This window comes from Micromonospora sp. NPDC023888 (genome assembly GCF_040639415.1).
Classification (GTDB): Bacteria; Actinomycetota; Actinomycetes; order Mycobacteriales; family Micromonosporaceae; genus Micromonospora.
Map to the genome: position 1 here is coordinate 1 of NZ_JBEZZW010000021.1, position 23,510 is coordinate 23,510.

The 23,510-nt window shown below is 71.4% G+C and carries 23 protein-coding genes; 8 read left to right on the plus strand and 15 right to left on the minus strand.

Annotated elements, in window-relative coordinates; all coding sequences use genetic code 11:
- From AB0F61_RS19570 to AB0F61_RS19585, 4 genes are all read right to left on the minus strand, one after another.
- Positions 1–778: non-reducing end alpha-L-arabinofuranosidase family hydrolase (locus AB0F61_RS19570; RefSeq protein ID WP_357811552.1), on the minus strand; the 778-nt coding region annotated here is incomplete at its 3' end.
- 161 nt (positions 779–939) lie between these two features.
- Positions 940–2,679, minus strand: coding sequence for a multicopper oxidase family protein (locus AB0F61_RS19575; RefSeq protein ID WP_357811555.1), 1,740 nt, complete (start codon positions 2,677–2,679; stop codon positions 940–942).
- Complete coding sequence (locus AB0F61_RS19580) at positions 2,676–3,122, minus strand: DUF6220 domain-containing protein (protein ID WP_357811557.1); 447 nt, start codon at positions 3,120–3,122, stop codon at positions 2,676–2,678. Before AB0F61_RS19580 ends, AB0F61_RS19575 begins: the two co-directional genes overlap by 4 nt.
- A 9-nt stretch (positions 3,123–3,131) precedes the next feature.
- Positions 3,132–4,121, minus strand: a complete 990-nt coding sequence (locus AB0F61_RS19585) for a carboxymuconolactone decarboxylase family protein (protein WP_357811559.1) — start codon at positions 4,119–4,121, stop codon at positions 3,132–3,134.
- Between the two features lie 143 nt (positions 4,122–4,264).
- Between AB0F61_RS19585 and AB0F61_RS19590 the strand changes: the two genes are divergently transcribed.
- From AB0F61_RS19590 to AB0F61_RS19600, 3 genes are all read left to right on the plus strand, one after another.
- Entirely contained in the window at positions 4,265–5,440 is a 1,176-nt protein-coding gene (locus AB0F61_RS19590; protein ID WP_357811561.1) for a sensor histidine kinase, read from the plus strand.
- Between the two features lie 76 nt (positions 5,441–5,516).
- Positions 5,517–6,179, plus strand: coding sequence for a response regulator transcription factor (locus tag AB0F61_RS19595; RefSeq protein ID WP_357811563.1), 663 nt, complete (start codon positions 5,517–5,519; stop codon positions 6,177–6,179).
- A 99-nt stretch (positions 6,180–6,278) separates the two neighbouring features.
- Positions 6,279–6,992: a hypothetical protein gene (locus AB0F61_RS19600; protein ID WP_357811565.1), complete on the plus strand. Its 714-nt coding sequence runs from the start codon at positions 6,279–6,281 to the stop codon at positions 6,990–6,992.
- A 131-nt stretch (positions 6,993–7,123) separates the two neighbouring features.
- On the opposite strand, the gene AB0F61_RS19605 is transcribed toward AB0F61_RS19600, so the two are convergent.
- From AB0F61_RS19605 to AB0F61_RS19615, 3 genes are all read right to left on the minus strand, one after another.
- The gene (locus AB0F61_RS19605) at positions 7,124–10,708 is read right to left on the minus strand and encodes a S8 family serine peptidase (RefSeq protein WP_357811568.1); all 3,585 of its coding nucleotides are present in this window, start codon (positions 10,706–10,708) and stop codon (positions 7,124–7,126) included.
- A gap of 191 nt (positions 10,709–10,899) precedes the next feature.
- The gene (locus AB0F61_RS19610) at positions 10,900–12,099 is read right to left on the minus strand and encodes a CU044_5270 family protein (RefSeq protein WP_357811570.1); all 1,200 of its coding nucleotides are present in this window, start codon (positions 12,097–12,099) and stop codon (positions 10,900–10,902) included.
- Positions 12,099–12,746: an RNA polymerase sigma factor gene (locus AB0F61_RS19615; protein ID WP_357811765.1), complete on the minus strand. Its 648-nt coding sequence runs from the start codon at positions 12,744–12,746 to the stop codon at positions 12,099–12,101. Before AB0F61_RS19615 ends, AB0F61_RS19610 begins: the two co-directional genes overlap by 1 nt.
- Positions 12,747–12,853: 107 nt before the next feature.
- Here AB0F61_RS19615 and AB0F61_RS19620 point away from each other — a divergent pair, with 107 nt between their 5' ends.
- The 3 genes from AB0F61_RS19620 to AB0F61_RS19630 are packed head-to-tail and all read left to right on the plus strand — an operon-like array spanning position 12,854 to position 13,382.
- Entirely contained in the window at positions 12,854–13,036 is a 183-nt protein-coding gene (locus AB0F61_RS19620; protein ID WP_357811572.1) for a hypothetical protein, read from the plus strand.
- A gap of 17 nt (positions 13,037–13,053) precedes the next feature.
- Entirely contained in the window at positions 13,054–13,191 is a 138-nt protein-coding gene (locus tag AB0F61_RS19625; protein ID WP_357811574.1) for a Scr1 family TA system antitoxin-like transcriptional regulator, read from the plus strand.
- The gene (locus AB0F61_RS19630; RefSeq protein WP_357811576.1) at positions 13,188–13,382 is read left to right on the plus strand and encodes a DUF397 domain-containing protein; all 195 of its coding nucleotides are present in this window, start codon (positions 13,188–13,190) and stop codon (positions 13,380–13,382) included. Before AB0F61_RS19625 ends, AB0F61_RS19630 begins: the two co-directional genes overlap by 4 nt.
- Positions 13,383–13,483: 101 nt before the next feature.
- Here AB0F61_RS19630 and AB0F61_RS19635 read toward each other — a convergent pair whose 3' ends face one another.
- Positions 13,484–14,470, minus strand: coding sequence for a class I SAM-dependent methyltransferase (locus tag AB0F61_RS19635; protein ID WP_357811578.1), 987 nt, complete (start codon positions 14,468–14,470; stop codon positions 13,484–13,486).
- A gap of 63 nt (positions 14,471–14,533) precedes the next feature.
- Between AB0F61_RS19635 and AB0F61_RS19640 the strand changes: the two genes are divergently transcribed.
- Positions 14,534–16,117 (plus strand): gluconokinase, encoded by a 1,584-nt coding sequence (locus AB0F61_RS19640; RefSeq protein ID WP_357811580.1) that lies wholly within the window; start codon positions 14,534–14,536, stop codon positions 16,115–16,117.
- Positions 16,118–16,136: 19 nt separating this feature from the next.
- Here the strand turns inward: AB0F61_RS19640 and AB0F61_RS19645 are convergent, their stop codons facing one another.
- The 4 genes from AB0F61_RS19645 to AB0F61_RS19660 are packed head-to-tail and all read right to left on the minus strand — an operon-like array spanning position 16,137 to position 20,231.
- Positions 16,137–17,024 carry an ABC transporter permease gene (locus AB0F61_RS19645; protein ID WP_357811582.1) on the minus strand — a complete coding sequence of 296 codons (888 nt, stop codon included), beginning with the start codon at positions 17,022–17,024 and terminating at the stop codon, positions 16,137–16,139.
- Positions 17,024–17,923, minus strand: a complete 900-nt coding sequence (locus AB0F61_RS19650; protein WP_357811585.1) for an ABC transporter permease — start codon at positions 17,921–17,923, stop codon at positions 17,024–17,026. The genes AB0F61_RS19645 and AB0F61_RS19650 overlap by 1 nt, the downstream gene beginning before the upstream one ends.
- Positions 17,920–19,014 (minus strand): ABC transporter ATP-binding protein, encoded by a 1,095-nt coding sequence (locus AB0F61_RS19655; RefSeq protein WP_357811587.1) that lies wholly within the window; start codon positions 19,012–19,014, stop codon positions 17,920–17,922. Before AB0F61_RS19655 ends, AB0F61_RS19650 begins: the two co-directional genes overlap by 4 nt.
- Positions 19,011–20,231 (minus strand): extracellular solute-binding protein, encoded by a 1,221-nt coding sequence (locus AB0F61_RS19660; protein ID WP_357811589.1) that lies wholly within the window; start codon positions 20,229–20,231, stop codon positions 19,011–19,013. The genes AB0F61_RS19655 and AB0F61_RS19660 overlap by 4 nt, the downstream gene beginning before the upstream one ends.
- 187 nt (positions 20,232–20,418) lie before the next feature.
- Between AB0F61_RS19660 and AB0F61_RS19665 the strand changes: the two genes are divergently transcribed.
- Positions 20,419–21,513 carry a LacI family DNA-binding transcriptional regulator gene (locus AB0F61_RS19665; RefSeq protein ID WP_357811591.1) on the plus strand — a complete coding sequence of 365 codons (1,095 nt, stop codon included), beginning with the start codon at positions 20,419–20,421 and terminating at the stop codon, positions 21,511–21,513.
- 73 nt (positions 21,514–21,586) lie between these two features.
- Here the strand turns inward: AB0F61_RS19665 and AB0F61_RS19670 are convergent, their stop codons facing one another.
- The 3 genes from AB0F61_RS19670 to AB0F61_RS19680 all read right to left on the minus strand — a co-directional run bounded on the left by AB0F61_RS19670 (position 21,587) and on the right by AB0F61_RS19680 (position 23,166).
- Positions 21,587–21,799, minus strand: coding sequence for a hypothetical protein (locus tag AB0F61_RS19670; RefSeq protein ID WP_357811593.1), 213 nt, complete (start codon positions 21,797–21,799; stop codon positions 21,587–21,589).
- Positions 21,800–21,827: 28 nt separating this feature from the next.
- Positions 21,828–22,394: a hypothetical protein gene (locus tag AB0F61_RS19675; RefSeq protein ID WP_357811595.1), complete on the minus strand. Its 567-nt coding sequence runs from the start codon at positions 22,392–22,394 to the stop codon at positions 21,828–21,830.
- A gap of 154 nt (positions 22,395–22,548) precedes the next feature.
- Positions 22,549–23,166, minus strand: a complete 618-nt coding sequence (locus tag AB0F61_RS19680; protein ID WP_357811597.1) for a GNAT family N-acetyltransferase — start codon at positions 23,164–23,166, stop codon at positions 22,549–22,551.
- Positions 23,167–23,510 lie beyond the last annotated feature (344 nt).

Consider the following 23,510-nt stretch of genomic DNA (forward strand, 5'->3'; position numbering starts at 1 on the left):
ACGACGGCGCCACAGTCCCCGAACTCATCCCGTTCTGACTCGCCGACGCCATCTGCGACCAGTTCGAGAAGAGACCGAAGTTCATCGAACCCCACTTGGTCCCAAAATCGTGCGTCGTGGCGTAGACCAACTGCTGACCGTTGTACGGGGCCACCGTGAAGTCCTTCAGCGACACCCACCCCGACTTCGGGTTAGCCAGCGAGCCGGTCGACGACCAGCGGTACGTCGAGGGAAGGTCGCAGGGGGTCGGCGGGGGCGTCGTCGGGGGTGGGGTCGTCGGGGGTGGGGTCGTCGGCGGTGGCGTCGTCGGCGGCGGGGTGGTCGGGGGCGGGCTGGTCGGCGGCGGGGTGGTCGGCGTCGTGCCGTCACCGCACGTCACGCCGTTCAGCGCGAAGCTCGTCGGCGCGGGGTTGCTGCCCGTCCACGATCCGTTGAAACCGAACGACACCGTGCCGTTGGTGCCGACCGCGCCGTTGTAGCTCACGTTCCTTGCGGTAACCGCGGAGCCGCTCTGTGTCAACGACGTGTTCCACGACTGCGTGACCGTCTGCCCGGCCGCGTACGACCACGTCAACGTCCAACTGGTCAACGGATCACCCAGGTTGGTGATCGACACGTTGGCGCCGAACCCGCCCTGCCACTCCGACGACACGGCGTAGTTGACCGAACAGCCCGCCGCCGCGGCGCCGGCCGGCAGCGCCGCGACGACACTCGTCGAGACGAGCAGGGCAACGCCGGCCGACGCCAGACCGACATTCGTGTATCTGGATCTGGTCATAGATCACCTTCCTGAGGGGGACGGCGGCCATGCATTGGCGGTGGTCGCTGGCGTGGTCGCGTTTGTGAGCGTTAACAGGCCGCGACAGGTATGTTACGGGAGCGCTCCCATACCCTCAACCTCGAACTCACGGGTTTCGATTTCCGGCGCCGGTCGGCGGATCACGCGTACATCAGGTGCAGCATCATGCCGGCGTCGGCGTGCGCGAGATTGTGACAGTGGTTGGCCCACACTCCCGGGTTGTCGGCCCGGAACGCCACCTCCCACACCTCGCCCGGCCGGACGTCGAACGAGTCCAGCCACAACGGACTTCCGGCCGCCGGCCTCCCGTCGCGCGACAGCACCAGGACGTGGTGGCCGTGCAGATGCCACGGGTGCACGACCGGGGACCGGTTGACGATCGTGAACCTGACGACGTCGCCGAGGCGTACGACCTGCGGCGGGATGTCCGGGTCGGCCGCGCCGTTGACGGTGTGCGCGTAGCGCGGGAGCAGGTCGTGCAGGTCGAGGCCACGATCGAGAACCAGTGTGAAGTGCCTGTCGAACCGCGACCACGGCACCGCGGAGGCAGCGCCGTAGCCGAGCGGATCCAGCACCGGCCAGTCGCCCGTCGGCGTCGACACCGGTCCGGTCGAGTAGACCGCCCGTCCGTCGACGAACAACGCCACAGGCGTGGCCGGTGCGGTGAACACCAGGTCGTAGCGGCCCCCGGCGGGGATCAGCACCGCGGTGTCCACGAGCGACGTCGGGCCCCGCAGGTCGGAACCGTCGATCGCGGCGACCTGGAACGCGGTCCCGGCCAGGGCGTAGCGGTGCGTCGTGCTGTCGGTGTTGATCAGCCGCAGCCGTACGGGAGCGCCCGCCTCGACGCGCTCGGTCCTCGGTGCCGGCATCGGCCGGCCCGCGAGCGTGTGCACCGGCACCGTGACGTCGAGGCCGGCCTTCGGCCCGGGGCGGACCACCAGGACTCCGTAGAGGCCCATCCGCACGCCGACATCGGAGACCGAATGGGTGTGGTACCAGTACGTCCCGGCCTGGTCGGCGCGGAACCGGTAGACGAACTCCTGGCCGGGCAGCACCGCGGCCTGCGTCACGCCCGGGACGCCGTCCTGACTGTTCGGCACGTCGTACCCGTGCCAGTGCAGCGTGACGCCTCGCCCGATGTCGGTGTTGCGCAGCGTCACCTGCACCACGTCGCCGACGGTGGCGGTCAGCTCCGGCCCGGGCACCTGCGCGTTGAACGCCCACGCCGCGACGTCCCGGCCGCTCACGCTCACCGTGGCGGTCCCGGCCGTCAGGGTGAACCGCCGGGTCGGTTCGTCGGTGGTCCGCGCGTCCCGAAAACCATGATCATGGGGTACGGCGGGCGCGGCGTCCGGGACGACGGTCAGCCCGGTTCCGGTCACCAACGCCCCGACCGCCACCACGAGAGCCACCCGGGAGATCGCCCGGGACGGGCGCGCGCCGAGAGCCCGCCACGAGACGGCCGTCGCCGTGACGGTCCCGGCGACCGCGAGCAGGCCCGCGCCCGCCGACACCGGATAGCCGTGCAGGACCGTCACGAACAAGGCGCTGCTCGTGGCGTACCCGGCGAAGAGAAGCGGGACCGCGACGGACCGGACGTCACCCGGGACCGACAGCAACCGCGGCCCGGCCACGGCCACGGCCGCGAGCGAAAGCGGGGCGGCGACGAGAACCTTCTCCGCCGCGAACCACCAGCCGGCGCGGGCGAGCGCGATGATCGTGACCGCGCGGGCGAGCGTGGCGAGCAGGGCGAAGGCCGCCAGCGCCAGTGCGAGCGGGCGACGCCGGACGGCCGCCGCCGCGCCGCCGCCCAGCCAACCGGCGGCCGCGAGGACCGCGATCACGAGATCGACCGCGAGCAGCGAGCCGGTGGTCATACCGGCTCCCCCGCGCGCACCGGCACGGGGGCGGTGTCGACAGGCGCGGCCAGCCTTCGTGCCGCCCGGAGGACGCCCACCACGACGTGCACCGCGATGATCCCGTTGACGGCGTGCAGCCCACCGATGATCGGGCCGAGCGGGGTGCTGACGCCCGCGGCGTCCGTGGCCGAGGTGGCGAGCATGGCGAGGAGCGCCTGCACCACGACGAGGCCGATCGGCAGGAGCGCCAGTGCGACGAGCCGGCCCGGCGCCTTCGCCAGCGCCGCGAACAGCGCGGTGAGCAGGGTGAACACCGGGATGACAGCCATCCCGTTGACGCTGTGCAGGGTGTACGCGTCGTCGGCCGCGGGTTTCGTGAACCCGCCGACGGCGGCGAAGACGAACTGCAGGGCGAACGAGACGAGTAGCAGGGCGCTGCTGATGACGAAAGCCTTACGCATGGCGATCTCCTAGAGGTGCGCCGAGGCCACGGCCCGGGCGACGTGGTCGGTGGCCGTGATCGCCCCGTAGGCGACAAGCCGTACGAGGTCGGCGTCGGCGGGATGGGAGAGCCGCCACAGCGCGACGTCGCCGACGCTTATCGCGCTCGGTGCGAACGCCGCCAGCAGGGCGATCCGCGTGCCGACGCGGTCCGCGCCCGGCACGTCCCGGACGAGGTCGACGGCCCAGTCCGCCGGCCTGGCCGGGAACCGCCCGTCCTCCCACCGCACGGTGGCCGTGACGGTCTGGCGGGCCACGTCGCCCAGCAGGTCACCACCCCGCGCGGCGGCGTCCGTCAGGGCCGCGTAGGCGACGCCGACCGGGCTGTCCCCCGCCCAGCCGGGTGACGCCGTCGTGGCCGCGTCCAGGAGCGTGAGACTCCGGCCGGGTTCCTTCGGCTCGCGGGCCGTCCTGGCGGAGAGCCAGCCGCCGACCGAGCGCACCAGTGGGGAGCGTTGCAGGCCGCCGGGGAGCAGGTCGGGATCGAGCAGGGCGGACACGACCCGGTTGATGAAGTGGAAGGCGAGCAGGGTGCCGGTGACCTCGGGGCGGTACGGGCTGGTCCACTCGGTGGCCGTGGGGCTACGGCTGGCCTGCGCCCACGCGACGAGCTCGGCGTGCCGAGCCTCGGTTGGTGTCCCGTTCCGGACGACGGCCTCGGCGAGCTTCGGTTCGCCCAGGGCGTGCAGCAGCATCGCGTGGGCGTCGACGCAGAACTGGCAGCGGTTGGCCCGCGACACCGCCGCCGCGACGAGTTCCCGGTCGACCCGGGAGGCGGTCCCGGCGAGCAGTGCCTCACGCATCAGCGCCCAGGTCGCGGCCAGCACCTCCGGCACGGCCGCGAGCACCTGGAAGGTGGGCAGGGGCCCGAGGAAGTCGTCCGACATCTGCCGGTAGACCGCCGCGGTCAGGCCGGTCGCGGCCGAGGCTTTCACTGGGGTGGAGAAGCGGTATGTCATGGGCTCGATGCTTGCCTCGACGAGCCGGAAAAACGTCGTGCCGTCGCAGGCACTCGGCCGGCTGCCGCTACCGCGTCCGCGGTACGCCCTCCTACCGCGAGCGGTGGATGCTCGGTGCGGACGGCAGGTTCTACTCTTCGACAATGCGTCGCGATCTGCCGTACGCCCTCAGCGGCCTCACCCTCGGCGCCCTCCTGCTCGGCAACGCGGCGCTCGCGCCGGACGCCGCGGCGGTTGGCGCGGTCGACGTCGCCCTCGTCCTGTCCATGACTGTCGCCGTGGCGGTGTGCCGGCGGTATCCGGCGGCGGCGCTGGGGGTGGTGACAGCCGCCATGCTGGCCCTGCACATCCGGGTGCATCCGGGGGTGTCCGCCGCGTTCCCGGTGCTCGCCGCGGTCTACGTCGCCGCCTGGCGGGGGCAGCGGGCGGCCGCCGCGGTCGCCAGTCTCGCCTTCCTCGGCGGGTTCCTGGCCCATGACATCTCGGTGGCGCCGGCCGGCCAGCCGGTCGTCGAGCGAACGCCCCTGCTGCTGGGCTGGTTCGTGGCGGCCAACGTCGCGGGGCTCGTCGCGCGGCAGCGCCGGGCGTACCTGGAACAGGTCGAGCAGCGGGCGATCGAGGCCGAACGCACCCGCGAGGAGGTGGCGTTGCGTCGCGCCGGGGAGGAGCGCCTGCGCATCGCCCGCGACCTGCACGATTCCCTGACCCACAGCATCTCGGTGATCAAGGTGCAGGCCGGGATCGCCGTGCACCTCGCTCGCAAGCACGGCGAGGAGCCGTCGGCCACGCTGCTGGCGATCCAGGAGGCCAGCAGCGCCGCGATGCGGGAGCTGCGCACCACACTCGACGTCCTGCGCTCGCCCGCCGACGAGGACCGCCTCGGGCTGGCCCGGGTGGACGAGCTCGCCGAGCGGACCCGGGCCGCCGGCGTACCGGTGCGGGTCACCGTCACCGGTCCGGCCCGGGACCTGCCCGCCGAGGTCGACCAGGCCGGGTACCGCGTCGTCCAGGAGGCGCTGACAAACGTGGCACGCCACGCCGGCCCCGCCACCGCGCACATCCACGTCGAGTACGCCCCGGCGCAGCTCACCGTCTCGGTCGCCGACGACGGCCAGGCATCACCGACGCACCCGACGACACCCGGCGTGGGCCTGCGCGGCATGCGGGAACGGGTGACCGGACTGGGCGGCACCCTGCGTGCCGCCGCCGACGCCGACCACGGATTCACGGTACGGGCCACGTTCCCGCTGGACGGCCCCGCCCGGACCGAGCGCCCACGCGAGGTCCAGCCAGCTCAGCACGCCGTGGAGCAGCGGTGACCGAGCGCCCGCGCGAGGTCCAGCCAGCTCAGTCCGCGACGGATCGTCGCGGCTCCGACCGGAGGGAGGAGCCGGGATGATCCGGGTGCTGCTCGCCGACGATCAGGCGCTGATGCGAGCCGGTTTCCGGGCCCTGCTCGACGCCGAGGACGACCTGGAGGTCGTCGGCGAGGCCGGCGACGGTGCCGCCGCCGTCCACCTGTCGCGACGCCTGCGCCCCGACGTGGTGCTCATGGACGTGCAGATGCCGGGGCTCGACGGTATCGAAGCCACCCGCCGCATCGCCGCCGATCCGGACCTCGCCGCCGTGCACGTCCTCATCGTCACCAACTACGGGCTCGACCCCTACGTCTTCGCGGCCCTCCGCGCGGGGGCCAGTGGCTTCCTCCTCAAGGACGCGGACCCCGCCGACCTGCTGCGGGCCGTCGCGGTCGTGGCTCGCGGCGACGCACTGCTCGCCCCGGCCGTCACGCGTACGCTCATCAGCGAGTTCGTGTCCGGCCCACCACCGGCCGAGCCGGCGGCCGGGCGCGACGTGCTCACCGCCCGGGAGCGGGAGATCGTCGAGCTGGTCGCCAACGGTCTGAGCAACGACGACATCGCCCGGCGCATGGTGATCAGCCCGTTGACCGCCAAGACACATGTGAATCGGGCGATGACGAAGCTGCACTGCCGCGACCGCGCACAGCTCGTCGTGTGGGCGTACGAGTCGGGCTTGATCACGCCGCGTCGCCGGTGATCGCCGGGGCGGTCGCGAGGGCACCCGTCGGCACACGCGGTGGGGCCGACGCACTAGCATTGCCGCCGTCCGACGACGGCTCTGCTGAAACGAGGCGACATGCGTTGGCTCCGGCGGTTGCTGGGCGGTAGGCGGGTCCAGCTCGATCCGGGACGACAGCAGGCGCTGCTCCGCGATGTGCAGCACCGGTACGGCGTCCACGCGCAGATCCGGTTCACCGAGCAGGTCGAGGCGCTCACCGCGACGCTCGACAGCGACGACGGCCTGGTGGTGGCGGCCCAGATCGTGGGTCAGGTCGCCGACGAGGCGCATGTGGACCTGCAGTCCCAGGCACAGGAGATCCACCGACGGACGGGCCGGCGACTGCTGGTGCACCGCCGCAACTACCGGCCGCTGTGGCGGGAGGCGGGGCCCGCGCTGCGGTGGCCGCTGTTCGCGTTGCCGTCCGGCTTCTACCCGTACGCGCAGGTGGCCGCCGCCGTGGCGGTGCTCGGCAGCCGGGCTCCCCGGCTCGACCGGGTGACCGACCCGAATCCGCTCCTGACCCGGGTCTTCGAGGTGCTCGACCTCACCACCGCGGGCTGGGAGTACGGCCGGGTGCGGGTGGACACCGATGCCGCCGCGCTGGCCGATCGACTGATCACGACCGCCGGGAAGGTCCTCGCCGCCATGGACGACCCTCCCCGGCTGCCACCGTCGGTGCGGGAGCTGATGCGCCGCAACAACACCTTCGACGTGCACGACCCGGCCGGCCCCCGGGTGGTGGGTGGGATCAACCTGGGCGCGAGGATGCGCGAGAACTTCCTGGTCTGAGCACCCCCGGGCGTTACGTGACCTGCCAGCGGGTCCGTTCGTCGTGGAGCGCCGCACGGCCCGCCGCCCACACCCGGGTATCGGGCGGAGACGGTGGGGATTCCGCACCGACGGAATCCCCACCCACGACCCTAGCCGCCGACCCGGTACGCCCGGAGCACCGTCTGCTCCACCGCGTTGCCGTCCGCGTCGGTGGCGTTCGCCCGCAGCGACACGTGACCGGCCCGGCTGTGTGGCACCAGCGCCAGCCAGCCTTCACCGTCCCGGCTGACCGGCACCGCGTGCCAGCTCCGGCCGTCGTCGTACGAGGCGGCGACAGTCACCGTCACCACCGGCCGCCCGGCCACCCCGTCCTGCCGGTGCACCGACATCCGCACCGGTCGGCGGTCACCGACCGACACGGTGTTGCGCAGGTCGACCGGTGCGTCGAGGAGCATTCCCAGCAGCGGCAGTGGCTGCCGGGCCGATGCCGTACCGGATCGGAAGGTCCACGACCCACTGACCATCGTGCTCGACCGCCAGGTCGGCGAGTGGTGCGTCGCCGAGGCGGTGAGCCGGTACGTCGCCGCTCCGGCCGGTACGGCGAACTGCCCCCGGCCCGGCTCGGCGACGGTGCCGAGAAGCTGCCCGTTCCGGTACAGGCTGGTGCTGCCCGTGGTGCCGTCACCGAACGCGTCGGTGGGTCTCGGATGGCCGCTGGCGTCGGTGAACATCGGCAACATCACGTCGACCACGTCCCCCTGCCGGCTCACCCACGGCTTGCCGGCGTTGTCCACGCTCGGCCCGGTCAACGCCGGCCCCACCACCGCCCTGTCCCAACTGGTCGCCGGGTTGGTCCCCGGCCGCAGCCTCAGCTCCGTCCTCGCCACCGCCGGGGAGATGTTGTTTCCGAGTGAGATCCGCCAACTGCCCGGCGTGTAGTACTCGGTCCGTCGCAGTGGCGCGAACACCGGCCTCGACATCAACACCCCGTAGTGCTCGTCGCCGAGCTGGAGCCTCGCGCGGACCTGCCGTACCCCCTCGCCCGCGTCGTGGTAGCTGGTCGCGACGGCGGCCAGTTCCCTGGTCGTCGGCCGGTACGCCAGGTCCGCCGGGATCCCACCCCGAACCTGGTAGCCAAGCTGGTAGCGGTACGGACTGACCGCCTGCCCGGTCACGGTCGCGGTGAGGGTCCCCGCAGCGGCGAGTTCGACGAACCGGTCGAGCCCCGGGTGTCCGGATCCCGAACTAATGGTCGGCAGGGCGAGTGGCTCGCCCGCCCAACCGAACTGCCCGGTCGCCAGCAACACCATCCGGGCGCCCCGCTGCTGGAGCTGCCGTACCACCGGGGCCACCGCGAACGGTTCCGCCTCGTCAGCAGAGGAGGTGAGCACGGCGAGCGCGTCTGCCACGTCCACGTCGGGCAGTTCGCCGGTCGGACCGACCACGAGCCGGACGACCGGAAGTCGCGCGGTCCCCTCGAAGGGTGGTATCGGTCCGGGCTTCCAGAGCCAGCCGACCCGAACCGGGAACCGTTCCGGTGCGGTCGCCGACAGTTGCAGCATCGGCCGTTCCAGAACCGCCATGTCGGTGAGGCTGAACTCCTCCGCGCTCACCCCGGGTGCGCTGCCCACCAGCACCTCGCCGAAGCCCGGTTCGAAGATGTTCGCCATGCTGGTATTGATCGGGTCGCCGGACCACCGCCCGCCGATGTCGATCTCGCGCAGCCCCTCGGTCGCGGCCGGCTGGTCGGCCACGCCCAGCGGTGCCGCCCGGGCCCACCGGGCGTCCAGGATCACTGTGGTGTCGTCGGCAAGCGTCAGACCCGGATAACCGAGAACGGCGGTCCGGAGCCCGCCGTTCGGCGGTGGCGGCAGAGCGACGCTGGACAGCAGGGCGTACCGCCCGGCGGGCACCGACACCGAACCCGATCCCCACACGAAGTCCCGGAAACCGGCGTTCTGTGCGTCGATGCCGACCACCATCGTGGTGCCGCTGTCGCTGGGCCGGCCCTGCTGGTCCAGCAATCGGACGGTGACCTCGTGCGTCTCGGCGGCCTGCCGCACCCCGACCGGAGTGCGGACGCTTGTCTCACCGGCGGTGGCGACCACGACCCCGCCGTACGTCCCGGCCCGCTGCCGCCCGGCGATCCGCACCGGGACGGAGGCACTGCCCCGGGCCGGCACGGTGAGGGTCGTCGCGCCGAGCGTGGCCAGCTGCGGCGGTGCCGGCTGCCCGGCGGTGTCGGCCAGGCTCAGCGCCAGCCGCAGCGTGACAGGCGTCGACCCGTCGTTGCGGTAGGTCAGTTCCCGGGTGCCGCCCGGCGCCCCCCAGGGCAGAGCCATGGCGAGGGACGCCACCTCGGCCCGCACCGGCTGGGTGACGGCCCGGGCCACGTCGATCCGGCCGGCGCCGACGTCGAAGACGCGGGACTCCCGGGCCGGCGCGGCGGTGCCGACCAGGGCTGCCTTGAGCTGCGCACCGGTCCACTCAGGGTGCCGCTGCGCGAGGATCGCCGCTGCCCCGGCAACGTGCGGTGCGGCCATCGAGGTGCCGGAGAGTGGCACGTGGTCGGGGTGGCCGGCGATCCCCGGGTACGCCCCGGTCGCCCGGGCGGCCGAGATCGCCTCCCCCGGCGCGGCCAGCTCGGGTTTCGGTACCCCGTCCCCGACCCGGGGTCCCCGGCTGGAGAACTCGCTGATCCGATCGGCGGAGTCCACACTGGAGACCGCGAGCGCAGCGTCGGCGCTGGCCGGAGCCGACACCGGCGCGTACGCCCCCCTGTTGCCGGCGGCGGCCACGAAGAGGGTGCCGTGTTCCGCGCTGAGCCGGTCGACCGCCTGGCTGACCGGGTCGGTGCCATCGCTCGGGGCGCCGCCGAGGCTTAGGTTCACCACCTTCGCACCGGCCTTCGTGACCGCCCATTCCATGCCGGCGAGAATCCACTCCTCGGCTCCCTCGCCGGAGTCGTCGAGGACCTTGCCCACCGCCAGCTTCGCGTCCGGGGCGACACCGCGATGCCGACCGGCCGCCCCCGAGCCCCCGACGGTCGCCGCCACGTGGGTGCCGTGGCCGAACCGGTCCTCGACGCTCCCCGTCCCGGTGAAGTCCTGCGCCGCCGACACCCGACCGGCCAGGTCCGGATGGTCGGTGTCGTACCCGGAGTCGAGGACCGCGACCGTGACACCCCTGCCGGTGTAGCCCGCCTGCCACGCCGTGGGTGCGCCGATCTGCGGCACGCTCCGATCCAAGCTCGCCCGGTAACGGGCGTTCAACCACACCTTCCGGACGCCGCCGCGGATGCTCCGGGCCGCCGGGTTCGCCTGGCGGACCAGGTCCGCCCAGAACCGGGCCCCCGCCGCCTTCGGCTGGTCGTTCGCGGTCAGGTTCAACCCGGGCAGCACCCGGCGGGCCCTCGTTCCCGCCAACGGGACCGCCCGCCGGGCCTGGCCGGGGTCGGCGTACTGGACCAGCAACGGCAGCACCGGGCTGGCGCTGTCGTCGTACCCCTGGGCCAACAGGCCGGTGACGTCGAACAGCCGCTCGTCGAGCAGGTCCGCCCGGAGCAGGGGTACGGCGTCGGTGGGGACCACGTACCAGGCGCCGTCACGCTGGTAGCGGGCGTACGAGACGGCCCGGGGCCGGGCCGGAGCGGTCCCGTCCCGCCCGGCAGCCGGCGCAACCGAGGGTTCGCCCTCCGGATCCAGCCGGACCACGTCGCCGGTTATCAGCGTCACCGTGCCGGCGGTCCTCGGCACGCCCCGCCCGGCACCGGCCGTCGCGCCGTCGCCGGCTGCCCGCGTCGATCCGGCGGAAGGGGCACCGGCCGCCGCGTACGACGGCACAACCGTGAGGAGCGACGCCACGGACAGTGCGACGGCCAGTAGGCTCCGTCCACCGCCGACCCGCAAGCAGTTCTTCCCGGCGGTCATCGGACCTCACCGACCCGGTCGACGATGGTGAACGTGGGCACGTCTACTGCCGCCACGGTCCCGGCCGGTATGCCGCGCGCCGTCCGGATCTGCACCGTACGGAAGCCGAGCAGTTCACGCCCCGCGGTGTCGAAGACCAGTTCCTCCCGCTGGGTTTCGTTCCCGGTCGACTCACCGTCGCGGCCGATCGCGACACCCTGCCGACCAGCCAGTTCGACCCGGCCCTCGACCCGTTCGACTCCGGGAATCAGTGCGACCGCCCGGTAGAGGGCCGCCCGAACTTCGGGAGGCATGATCGGGGCGGCCTCCCGGAGCAGGTCCAGGACCGCGGTGAAGACCTGTGCGTCGGGAGAGTGCTTGTTCCGGTCACCGACCGCCTCCCGCAGGGTGTCCAGTAGCCGGGCCGGATCGGTCGGCAGGCTCGCCAGGTACGCCGGCGTCGGCCGGTACAACTCGCCCGGGTCCCGGACCGCCGGGCAGCTCGCACAGTCGGCGGGTGGCTGGTAGTCGGGCGCCGGCCCGTACTCCTCGACCTTCGGCGGGGCGGTCAGGTCGTACCCGAGTTCGCGGGCGACCTTGGCGTCGGCCGGGGTCAGCGGGGTACGGCTGGCCCCCTCGGTGATGCGCAGTCGCGCCGACCGCAGGCCCTCGACGGTGTACCACATCTCGTGCCGGCGAACCACCCAGACCCTGGCCACCGGCCCGGCACCGTCGACATCGCCGATCACCGACAGGGACCCTTCCGCGCCCACCCGGTAGATGAACTGCCCCGGCCGGGCCTCGACGGCCCGGTCGAGCCGGGCGTTCGCGGCGACCAGCCGCAGCACCGTCCCGGCGTCGTCGCCATCGCCGATCGGGACCGTGGCGGGGAGGCTGCCCACCCCACCCCTGTCCGGGCCGCCGGGAACCGTCGCCGGGGCGAGGATCGCCGGCACGACAAGCGCCGTGGCAACCGCAGCCGTAATGCCGAGCCCGCCGAGCGACACGTGCCACCACTGGGCGCCGAGCCGGCCGCTGCGGCCCGCCGGCCGTTTACGCACCGCTGCGCCACGGCGACGCCACGGCGACGCCACGGTGCCCGTCGCGGATTCGGCCCGAGCCTGCACGAGCAGGGCCGCCCGGGCCCGCGCCGTCGCCTCGGCGGACGGTGCCGGAGCCTTCCCCAGTACGTCGCGAATCATCCGCACGTCGTCCATCACAGGTCCCCCAGGTCTCGATCGTGGCCGCTCGGATCGGTGTCGCCAAGCGCCTCGCGCACCTTGCGACGCGCCCGGCTGAGCCGGGAACAGACCGTGCCGTACGGAATTTCCAGGGCTGCCGCGACCTCGTGATAGGTAAGTTCGCCGAGCGCGACGAGCAGGAGTACGTCCCGGTCCCGCGCCGAGAGTGAGGCCAGTGCCCTGGACAGATCGCGGTGCACGCTCTGCGCACTGACCATCGCGGCTATCCGCTCGTCGTGACCGACGACGGACTGGTCCCGCGGTGCCCGGGCCATTGCCCGGTAGCGCCGCTGCTCGCTACGCCGCTGGCGGCGGACGAGGTTCGTGGCGATGCCGTACAGCCACGCCCGGACGTGGCCGCCCGGTACACGTTCGGCCGGGGCACCGTCGTCGGCGGGGTCTCCCGCATCGAATCGGGTCCGCTTGGCGAAGGCGATCAGGAAGGTCTCCGCCGCCAGGTCGTCGGCGGCGGCCGGGCCGAGCCGGTTCGCGGCGAATCGGTGGATCTCCGGGTAGTACCGGTCGAACAGCAGCGCGAACCTCTCCGGCTCGGCGCGCGACAGCCTGATCAGGACGACGTCGGCCACCGCGCCGAGGTCGTCGGGCGGGTCGGTGCCGGCCAGGGAGCCGGGAGCGACCGCACACACGGGTGGCCCGGTCACGAGACGGTTCCGGTCATGGATTGTTGTCCTCCAGGGAGCGTCATGCGTCTGACACCCCTCTACGCCCGATGACAGCGATCCCCTTCACGCCCGGCGACAGCTATCCGGAGCCATGGTGCAACCCCGCCACCTGGCGCACCGCCCGCGCCCCGTTCCCCGCTTCCTTCATGGACGTCGTGCGCGGCCAAGGCCGGTTGCGAACCGGCACGCTCTCTCAGTCCATCGCGCGCGAACTGGACCGCCCCGGCTGATCGGTGGACCGGAAGTCATGGCCGAACAGCTCACGATCTTGCTCGAAGCGCAGAAGCGCTGGAACGTCACCATCCAGGTCATCCCGTTTCGCGAGGGTGCCTACACCTCGATGGTGTCCAGCTTCCATATTCTTGGCTTTAAGGAGACGCCATGAAGGCGCTCGGTAACCAGTGGCGCACCAGCACCCGCAGCGGCGGGAACGGCGCGTGCGTGGAGGCTCGGTACACGGACCACGCCGCCCAGGTGCGGGACTCCAAGGACCGACAGGGACCGGTGCTGTCGTTCGGTGCGGGTCAGTGGGCCGGTTTCGTCCGGGGCATCAAGGGCGGCACGTTCCACGTCTGACATCGGCGCCGGGTGGGGTGAAGCGCTCGGACTTCCCTCGTCTTCGGCGTTCGGCCGGCCCACGGGCGATCGGCGGGATCAACCTGGCGCGCCCCCGGCCGTTACTGATCGGGGCGTCGACTGGCGAGATGCACGATGATGTCGGCGGAAAGCTCGACCCGCTGGGGCAGGATCTGCTCGATCTGGCTGAGGACCTGCTCCCGCTGTGAGGTCGGCAGGGTGAGATACGCCGAGATCGTCGACAGATGTCCGACGTAGTCGCGCGCACTCACCGTCAGGCGACGCTTGATCACGGTCAGCTGGACGTCGACGAACCATTCGCAGCGTTGGAGTTCCGTGCCGGGCCACTGCATGGCCTGCCCCGGGGGCGTGCCGTCGGGAGACGGGATCTCGTCGCTCGTCAGGAAGGGTGCCCTGGCGGCGCGGACGGCGTCCGCCACCGCCGGATCGGCCAGCTGGGTGGGCCCGCCGAACGAGGCGAACACGCCGCCTGGTTCCAGCAGCGCGGCCACCCGTGACCACCGACCCTCCGGTGTGGTCCAGTGCAGTGCCGCCGCCGCGTAGACCAGGTCGTATTTCGGGCCCGGCCGGAGGGCCTCGAACGCGGCCCGCACGGTCTCGACGCCGGCTGGCACGTGCTTGCGCAGCTCAGCGAGCATGGCCCCGTCCGGCTCGGTCGCGGTGACCGTGACCCCCGCTCCGGCGAACAGCCGGGTCGCCTTGCCCGTTCCGGCGCCGATCTCCAGGGCCGTTCGAATCGGCCGACCCGCGTACGTCAGCACCAGGTCGACCAGCTCGGCAGGGTACCCCGGTCGGTACCGTTCGTACTGTTCCGCGACCATCCCGAAGCTCAGTGCGCGAGCAGGCATGCCGACGATCCTGTCACCACTCGCGCCCCGACGTGGGGCGAAAACCAGCGGATCGACGAACACCACGACCGCAGCCCCGTTCTGGTGACGCGCCCACTGATCTCTGGAGATCTTGGACACTTTTCGTCCAGACCGGACGGAAAGTGTCCAGGATCTACCCACATCGGCAACGGCAGGCAGCACCAGCGCGCCCGGATGTCGACCGACGACGGCTCCCACGACGACACGACAACTGCGCGCAACCGCTTGCCCACCCGCCGAACACCGCTTGACCATGTGCCCATGGGGCCGGAGCGTCGTGTCATCCTCGGGGTCGACGTGGGCACCACCGCCGTGCGGGTGGGCGCGTTCGCGCTGGACGGCTCCGCCCGACACGTCCGGACGCGGGCGTACCCGCTGCTGCAACCGCTGCCCGGCTGGCAGGTACAGGACCCCGACGTGCTGGTGGCGGCCACCCTGGCGGCGGTGTCCGCGTGTGTCGCCGACACCGCCGGGGCGGAGGTCGTCGCCCTCGCGGTCAGCTCCCCCAGGTACGGCGTGATCGGGCTGGACGCGACACTGAGCCCGGTGACGCCGCTGCTGACCGGGCGTGACACGCGGTCCGCGGAGGTGGCCCGCGACCTGCGGGTCTCCGGCCAGAGCCGGGAGCTGCACCGGGTCACCGGTACGCCCGTGCACCCCGGAAGCCCGCTCTGCAAGCTCATCTGGTTCGCCCGCCACGAGCCGTACCTCTGCACCGGGACTCGGTGGTGGATCGGCCTGAAGGACTACCTGGTCCATCGGCTGACCGGGACGTTGGTGACCGAACTGTCGTCGGCGTCCGGCACCGGCATGTTCGACGTCCATCGGCGGGTGTGGAGCGCGGCCGTACTCGACCTCGTCGGGGTGTCCGACAGCCAACTGCCGCCGGTCCTGCCCACGACTGGCGTGTTGCGGCTCTCGTCGGCGGCCGGGCGGGCAGTCGGCCTGCCGTCCGGCACACCTGTCGTGGTGGGCGCGGGTGACGGTCCGTCGAGCAGCCTGGGTATGGCGGCGATCGACAGCACCGTCGCCGGTCTGACGCTCGCGGCCACCGGGGCCCTGCGGACGGTCGTCGCGGCTCCGCTCGTCGACCCGGCGGAGACCTTCTCCTGCGCTGCGCTGACCGAGGACGCGTGGGTCATCGGCGGGACTGTCGACAACGGCGGCAACGTCGTGCGGTGGGCCGGTAGCGTCCTCGCGCCCGATCTTGAGCCGGCGTCCGAGACGGACCACGCGGCACCCGCGCTCCTGGCTCTCGCCGAACGGATCGCCCCGGGCAGCGACGGACTGGTGATGCTGCCCTATCTGCTGGCCGACCGGGCACCGGCTGTGGATTCCGGCCCGCCGGGCGCGTACCTGGGCTTGCGGAGCGAGCACTCCCGAGGTCACCTGGTGCGCGCCGCGCTGGAGGGGGTGTGCCTGCACCTCGGCGGCGTCCGCGACCGCCTGGCCGAGCTGACACCGATCAGCAGTGTCCGGCTGACCGGTGGCGCCTTTCGTCATCCGCTGTGGCGTGCGGTGATGGCCGCGGTCCTGGACTGTCCGACCCAGGTGGCGGGCGAGGACGATGACGCCGCCCTCGGCGCTGCCGCGCTCGGGCTCTTCGCGATCGGCCTCGCCGCCAACCTGAAGGGGGCCGTCACAGTGCTCGATCCCGAGGGCGGCCGCACCGAGCCGGTCCCGGTCGACCCGGCCCTTGCCACGACCTATCGCGGCCTGCGCGTGAAGATGCCCGCGCTCCGCACGGTCGTGGGCCGCATGGGCGAGATCCTCGACGAGGTCGCGGCCGTCCCGGGCGTTGGCCGGCAGGCCACCACGCCGTCCCGGGACGTGGTGGGCGGTTGACCAGGCCGGTCGCCGGGCGTCAGTGCTCGGGATCCTCCTTCACCTGGGCCACGAGCTGGGTCGGGTTCACGTAGCGCAGTGCGACGACGAGCAGGACGAGCATCATCGAGGTGTAGATGACCGCCATGGCGTCCACCGACTGCTGCGCCCTGATGCCGGACGCGGACATCGAGTAGTAGAGCGCCACGACGAGGGTCTGCGAGTCGGGGCCCGCGGTCAGGAAGGTCAGCTCGAACATGCCGACGGTCCGGACGAGAACGAGGATCGCGGAGGCGAGGATGCCCGGCACGAGCAACGGCGTGAGGACTCGCAGGAACACCGTGCGCAGACCCGCGCCGCACATGCGCGCGGCGCTCTCGATCCGCGGGTCGATCTGCTCGATGAACGGGGTCATGGTCAGGATGACGAAGGGCACCGATGGTACGAGGTTGGCGAGCACGACCCCGGACATGTTTCCGGCCAGCCCGAACTTGTAGAGGACCGTCGCCAGCGGGATGCCGTACGTGATCGGGGGCATGAGGATGGGCAGCAGGAACACGAGGAAGATCAGGCGCTTGCCGGGGAAGGACCGCCGCGCGAGGACGTAGGCGGCCGGCACACCGATCAGCAGCGAGAGGCCCACGACGAGCACGGAGACCTCAAGTGTCACGACGATGACCTGCAAAAGGGCGAACTCGTCCCAGGCCCGGCCGTACCAGCTCGTCGTGTAGCCGTCCGGCAGCCAGGTGTCGAACCAGCGCTTGCCGAACGAGCTGACCAGCACCGACGCCACGACGCCCAGCAGGTTGAGGAAGAAGAAGATGACCACACCCCACACGACCCAGGCGGCCGGGCGGGCGCTGACGCGCCGACGCCTGTCGTCGGTGACGGGGGGTCGCGCCGGTGGCGCCTGGGTGAGCGAAGCCATCAGCCCTTGCCTCCGGTGGCGCCGGTGTAGAAACGACTGCGCGCGGCCAGGACCACCGCGATGACGACCAACTCGACGAAGCCCATGACCATGGCGATCGCCGACGCGTACGGGTAGTCGTACTGCTCGTACGCCGCCTGGTAGGCGGCGAGGGAGATGACCCGCGTCTCACCGGCCGGGTTGCCGACCAGGACGGCCGACGGGAACACGCTGAACGCCAACACGAACGTCAGGCAGAAGGTCGTGGCCAGGCCCGGCATCAGCAGCGGGAGGGTGATCCGGGTGAACCGGCGACGCCAGTCCGCCCCCAACGTCGCGGCGGCCCGTTCCAGGGTGGGGTCGATCCCGGAGAGGTAGGAGAGCACCAGCAGGAAGGCGAACGGAAAGCCGGTGATCACCAGCGAGAAGAACACCCCCCAGTAGTTGTGGGTCAGTCGTACCGGCTCGTCGACGAGGTGCGTGGCGAGCAGGATCCGGTTGAACCAACCGGTCGGGCCGAGGAAGTTCAGCAGCCCCTGGGCGGTGAGGACGGTGCCGAGCGTGATCGGCACGACCAGCAGCGTGGTGACCAGCCGCTTGCCCCGGAACCGGCCGCGCATCCGGTAGGCGATCGGCACGGCGGCGACGACGTTCAGGAGCGCGGCGGGCAGTGCGATCCGCAGCGTGATCCAGATCGTGCCCCGCTCGTAGGCGTCGGAGAAGAACCGGGCGTAGTCGCTGAACGGCCCGCCTTCTGTCGGCTGGAACGAGAGCGTCAACCCGTAGAAGAACGGATAGAGGAACAGGGCGATGACGAAGACCAGCGCCGGGACCAACAGGAAGAGCTGGCGATCGATGCCCCGTTCGGCGAGACGGTGTTGCCAGTGCGCCAACGGTCGGCCCGGCCCGGCGGCGGTCACCGGGTCGCCACCGAGAGTTCGGCTGTCGCACCGGCGGGATAGACCAGCAGCCGCTGCGGATCGATGGCGAGTTTGACCTGGTCACCGGGGGCGATCCGCTGCTCGGTACGCAGGTGCAGCGACTGGCCCGTGTCGGTACGAGCCTCGCCCGCCAACTCGCGGCCCTGGTATTCCACCACCTCGATGGTCGCCGACAGGGCGTTCGAGGTCCCCCCGGCCCCGTCGACGCGGATGTCCTCGGGGCGTACCGCGACCACCACGTCAGCGCCGTCGGCGAGGTCGCTGACGGCCTCGCCGAGCAGGCGTTGACCCGACGACTCGACGGTGGCCCTGGTGCCGTCGCGCCGCACCACCCGGCCCCGCCACAGGTTGCGGTAGCCCATGAAGTCGGCGACGTGCCAGTTCGCCGGCCGGGTGTGCAACTCGCGCGGTGAGCCGATCTGCTGCACCCGCCCCTCGCGCAGCACCACCAGCCGGTCGGCCAGGGAGAGCGCTTCCTCCTGGTCGTGCGTGACGTAGACGGTGGTGAGCCCCAGCGACTGGTGCAGCCGGCGAATCTCGGTACGCATCTCCAGCCGCAGTTTGGCGTCGAGGTTGCTCAACGGCTCGTCCATCAACACCAGCGACGGCTCGAACACGACGGCGCGGGCGATGGCGACGCGTTGCTGCTGACCACCGGACAGCTGACCGGGCAGCTTGTCGACGTGGTCCTCGAGCCGCACCAGCCGCACCGCCTCGGCCGTCCGCCGGCGCACCTCCTCCTTGGGCAGCCGCCGCATGCGCAGCCCGAAGGCGATGTTCGCCCGCACTGTCAGGTGCGGGAAGAGGGCGTAGCTCTGGAACACCATGCCGAACCCCCGGCGCTCCGGTGGCAGCGTGTCGATCCGCCGCTCGTCCTGCCAGATGCTCCCCCGGGTCAACGGCAGCAGCCCGGCCAGGCAGTTCAGGGCCGTCGACTTGCCGCAGCCGGACGGGCCGAGCAGGGCGATGAACTCGCCCGTCTCGATGGTGAGGTCCAGCTCGGTGAGCGCGTCCTGCCCGCCGAACCGACGGGACACCCCGTCCAGGCGCAGGTGGGAGAAGGCACTCATCCCTGCTTGACCTTCCCGCCGCCGATCTCGCGGTCCCAGCGGTTGAACGCCGCCACGAGGCTCTTCGCGTCCAGCGGCACCTCGGTCGGGTTTCCGGCGATCAGCGCCTCGTACTCGGGGCGGCCGAACTCCCGGATCGCGTCCTGGCTCTTCTGCGGCGCCGAGGCGAGCCCGACGTCCTTCACGGCCGGGCCCGGGTAGAAGTAGCCCTCGTCGTACGCCTTGGCCTGTTGCTCGGGGGTGAGCATGAACGCCAGCAGGGCCAGCACCGCCGCCTGGGTGTCGGTCGAGACGCCCTTGGGCAGCACGGCGTAGTGCGCGTCGGTGACCCAGTGGAAGCCGTCGATCGTGGCGATCCTGGCCTCCTTCGGCACCGTGCCCAGCACGCGGGGGTTGATGTCCCAGCCGGTCGTGCTGACGATCAGGTGAGCCGTGCCGTTGGCGAGGTTCTTCATCGTCTCGGTGGTGCCGGACGGGTAGTAGTCCACGTACTGGCCCAGCTCCTTGAGGAACGCCCACGTCTTGTCCCACCCCGTGGTGGGGTCCTTGGGGTTGGTGTCGCCCAGGATGTAGGGCAGCCCCATCAGGAACGTCCGACCGGGGCCGGAGTTCGCCGGCCGGGCGTACTGGAACTTCTTGGGATTGGCCTTGGCCCAGGCGAGCAGGGCCGGCGCGCTTGTCGGCGGCGCGGCCAGGCGGGCCGGCAGATATTCGAGCAGCGGGCCGGACGGGTAGTAGGTGACAGTGACGCCGGCGTTGCCGGCGAGCTGCTGCATCGCGGCGGCCGGTTGCAGGTAGTTCCCCATGCCGCCGAGGCGGTCCTGGAACGTCGGCAACAGGTCGAGCCAGAGCCCCTGTTCGATCCCTGCCGCCAGCCCGTCGACGCCGGTCAGCACGAGACCGATGTCCACCCGGTCCGCGCCCTGCTGTGCCTTGATCTTGCCGGCCAGCTCCGGTGCCGGCGCCTTCGAATAGGTCACCCGGGAGATCATGTCGGGGTTCTTGGCGACGAAGTCGTCGATCATCCCCTGGGTGAGCTGCAGGTTGCCGGCGACGTCGAGGACGTTGAGTGTCACGGCTCGACCGGGCCGCTGCGGCACCTCGCCCGTGGTGTCCCCGGTGGCCTTGCCGGGACCGTCCGGTGCTCCGCACCCGACCGCGCCCACGATGACCGACGATGCCGTGACCAGGAGAGCGCCGCGCCGCGTCATACCCATGAGCTGTTCCCTCCGCCAGGTGTCATCCCCCGCTGATTCAGGCAGCCGGCGTGGCGCGACGGCAATGGGTTGCCATGTATTGCCTCGCGCGAATGCGTTGACGGCACCGGGTTTGTTGCTAGGGCATTGCCGAGTACTCACCGCCGTCATAGCATGATCACGGCGCGTAGCCGGGAGGAGCATGCAGATGCCCGACCACACCAGGCCGCCCGACAAGAGGGTCACGATCTACGACGTCGCGATCGAGGCCGACGTCTCACCGTCCACGGTGTCGCGCGCCTTCTCCAGGCCGAGCCGCGTCAACTCCGAGACCGCCGAACGGGTCCGGCAGGTCGCGGAACGGCTGGGCTATCGGACCAACCCCCTCGCTCGCACCCTCAGCACGGCACGCACCCACATGATCGCGCTCGTCATCGCCGACATCACCAACCCGGTGTACGCCGAGATCGTGCGCGGCGCGCAGGAGGCGGCGACCGACGGCGAATACACCACAGTGCTCATCGACGCCCAGGAGTCCGACCGCCGGGAACGGGCGGCGATCGAACGCACCATGCCGACAGTCGACGGCATCGTGCTGGCCAGCAGCCGGATGTCCGACTCGGCCATCCGGATGTTCGCCAAGCAGCGGCCGGTGGTCGTCCTCAACCGCGCCATCGCCGACGTGCCCTGCCTGGTGACGGACAACCCCCGGGGTGTGCGGCGGGCCGTCGAACACCTCGGCGAGCTGGGGCACGACCACATCACGTACGTCGCCGGGCCGGAGGCCTCCTGGCCGAACGGCATCCGCTGGCGGTCGCTGCTGGAGGCCGGCATGGAGCTGGAGATCAAGGTACGCCAGATCGGCCCCTTCAGCCCCACCATCGCGGGCGGCGAGCGGGCCGCCGAGGAGTTGTGCGCTCGGCCGGCAACCGCCGTCCTCGCCTTCAACGACCAGATGGCGATCGGCCTCATCCGCGGTCTCGGCCGGCGGGGCGTCGACATTCCGGGCGACGTCAGCATCGTGGGTTTCGACAACATCGTCGCGGCCGACCTCGTCACACCCGGGCTGACCACTGTCGCGGCACCCCTCTACGCGGAGGGCTCGGCCGCGACCCGACACCTGCTCACGATGATCGAGGGGGCACCCGGGCACACCGGTCGGCCGATGGTCCTTCCGGTCCGCCTCGTGGTCCGCCACTCGACGGCCGCCCGTCGGAGCGCGGGTCGCGCCCGACCGTGGGTACGTCAACAGCCCGCACCCGACCCGGCGGTGCCGGCTGGGTGGACCAGGCGCTTTCCGTGACCGAGTTCAGCGAGCAGAACACCGGCGACGCCGAATGCGGCGCCGTGCCCGTGTCGCCTGCGGTCGCCGACGATCAGTGCCAGGGATCGGCATCCGGATCCTCACCGAGCATCCGCGCGCTCTCCCGGCACAGGTCACTCCCGAAGAGTTGGTTGCCTCCGGAGTCGGTGCCCCACTGCTGGTCGGCGGCTGCGGCGATCGCGCGCCATGAGTAGTCATCGGCCCGCCACCGCCTGACCTGCCGCGCAATGTCCGAGGTCAACGTCAGTCCCCACACCGTCAGCACGTGCCGAACCTACACCGGGCGTGTGAGTTCAGTAATCGAGGTAGATCGGGGCTTCGACAATCCCGTCATATACCGCGGCAACCTGCAGTTCGGGGTCATTGAAGAGCTGAGCTCTACCCCGGTATATGGCCATCACCTTCTCGCCGCCGCGCCACCAGGTGTCCGACGCGCCGGCGACTTCCGGGAACGGCTCCAAGTCCGACAGATCCAGTTCGTCGACCACTGCGCCCCGCACCATGGTGATCTCGGAGGCCCAATGACCAGCCCGGTACACCAATGCCAGGGACTCGACCCAACCGGCGACGGACTCGTGCAGCACCACTCTGCGGCGGCCGTCCTCGATGCCGAACTCTCCACGAGGACCGATGAAAAATCCGTACGACACGGAGGCCCGCTGGTCACCCGCGGCGAACCACCAGTCACCCGCCGAGTCCATCTCGGGACTGTCGCTTCGGAACATCTTCGGGCCACCCTCATAGTGCGGCGCCGGAGGTAGCAACAGGCCGCCCCACTCGGCTTCGAACGCTGCCATCCGGTCGACAACGGCGTCCGGGATGCCGTGGTCAAGCCAGTGTTCACGGATGTCGCTACTCATCTCGCTGTAGAGACGATATCCGTTGCTGCGGACGAAACTTCGCGCACGCCTGGTCAATGCAGCTGTTACGGGTTCCTCCAACAACTCGATCCTCGGGGCGTACACATTCTCTCGGCTGGTCGCTCGTCACTGCCACGGCAGCGAGCCCTACGTCTCAGTACGCGTCGCGATGCGCCTCCCACATCTCACGGGTCATTTCATACTCCACCTCGCCGGATTCTGTTCCTGGTACCGGGTCGTCCCAAGAAGGGAAGTACGTGCGCACGTACCGCATGCCGACGGCCTTCATCACGCCCTGAGATCCGACGTTCACCGTCATGGTCTGCGCGATCACCCGGCTCTGTCCGACCGTGTCGAAGGCATGCCGCAGCAGGGCCCGGGATGCCTCGCTGGCCAGACCTCTACGCCAGCAGCGGCGGGCAAGCCGGTAGCCCAACTCCGCGACGGTCGGATCGTCGGGCTGGTCGGGGCCGTGTGCGGGCGGAAGCATCATGAGCCCGACGACATCGCCCTGGTCCTCATGCTCCGGCGCCACCGTGCCACGCGCGCCGCCATCGGACCCGAACGCCATCCAGTAGCCCAGGCCGTCCACCTTGGCGGACAGCGCCAACCTCTGCGCGTGAGACGTGGCCACCTCGTCCCTGGATCGCGCCCGCCCGGTGATGTAGCGAAGCACCTCCGGGTCGGAGTCGAGCTCGACCTCCAGTTCGAAGTGCCGATCCGCGAGGGGAACCATCAGCAGACGGGCGGTACGTAGAGTCGGTTGAATCATTCGGCGACAGTTTCACGAGGCAGCCGGCGAGGCTACCCGATTCGAACGGGCCGGCCCTGGCTGACCGTTGTGTCGCGACATCGCGGGGTGCGGAGACAGCCCGCATAGTCTGCGGTCCGTGGCGGTCGGGAGGGTCGGGCGTCTGCCATCATGGCCGAATGTTCGAACCGGGGTCGCGGTCCAAAGAGGTACGCACTGGTCGACGCGGCCTGGAAGGCCTTGCAGGCGGTCACATCGCCGCACGTCGAGACCGCCGAGGGCAAGCCCTTGCGGCAGTACCGGGTCGGGCCGGCAGCGGAGGCCTGGGCGCTCGATCGACCGGATCTTCTTCTGCACGACTATGC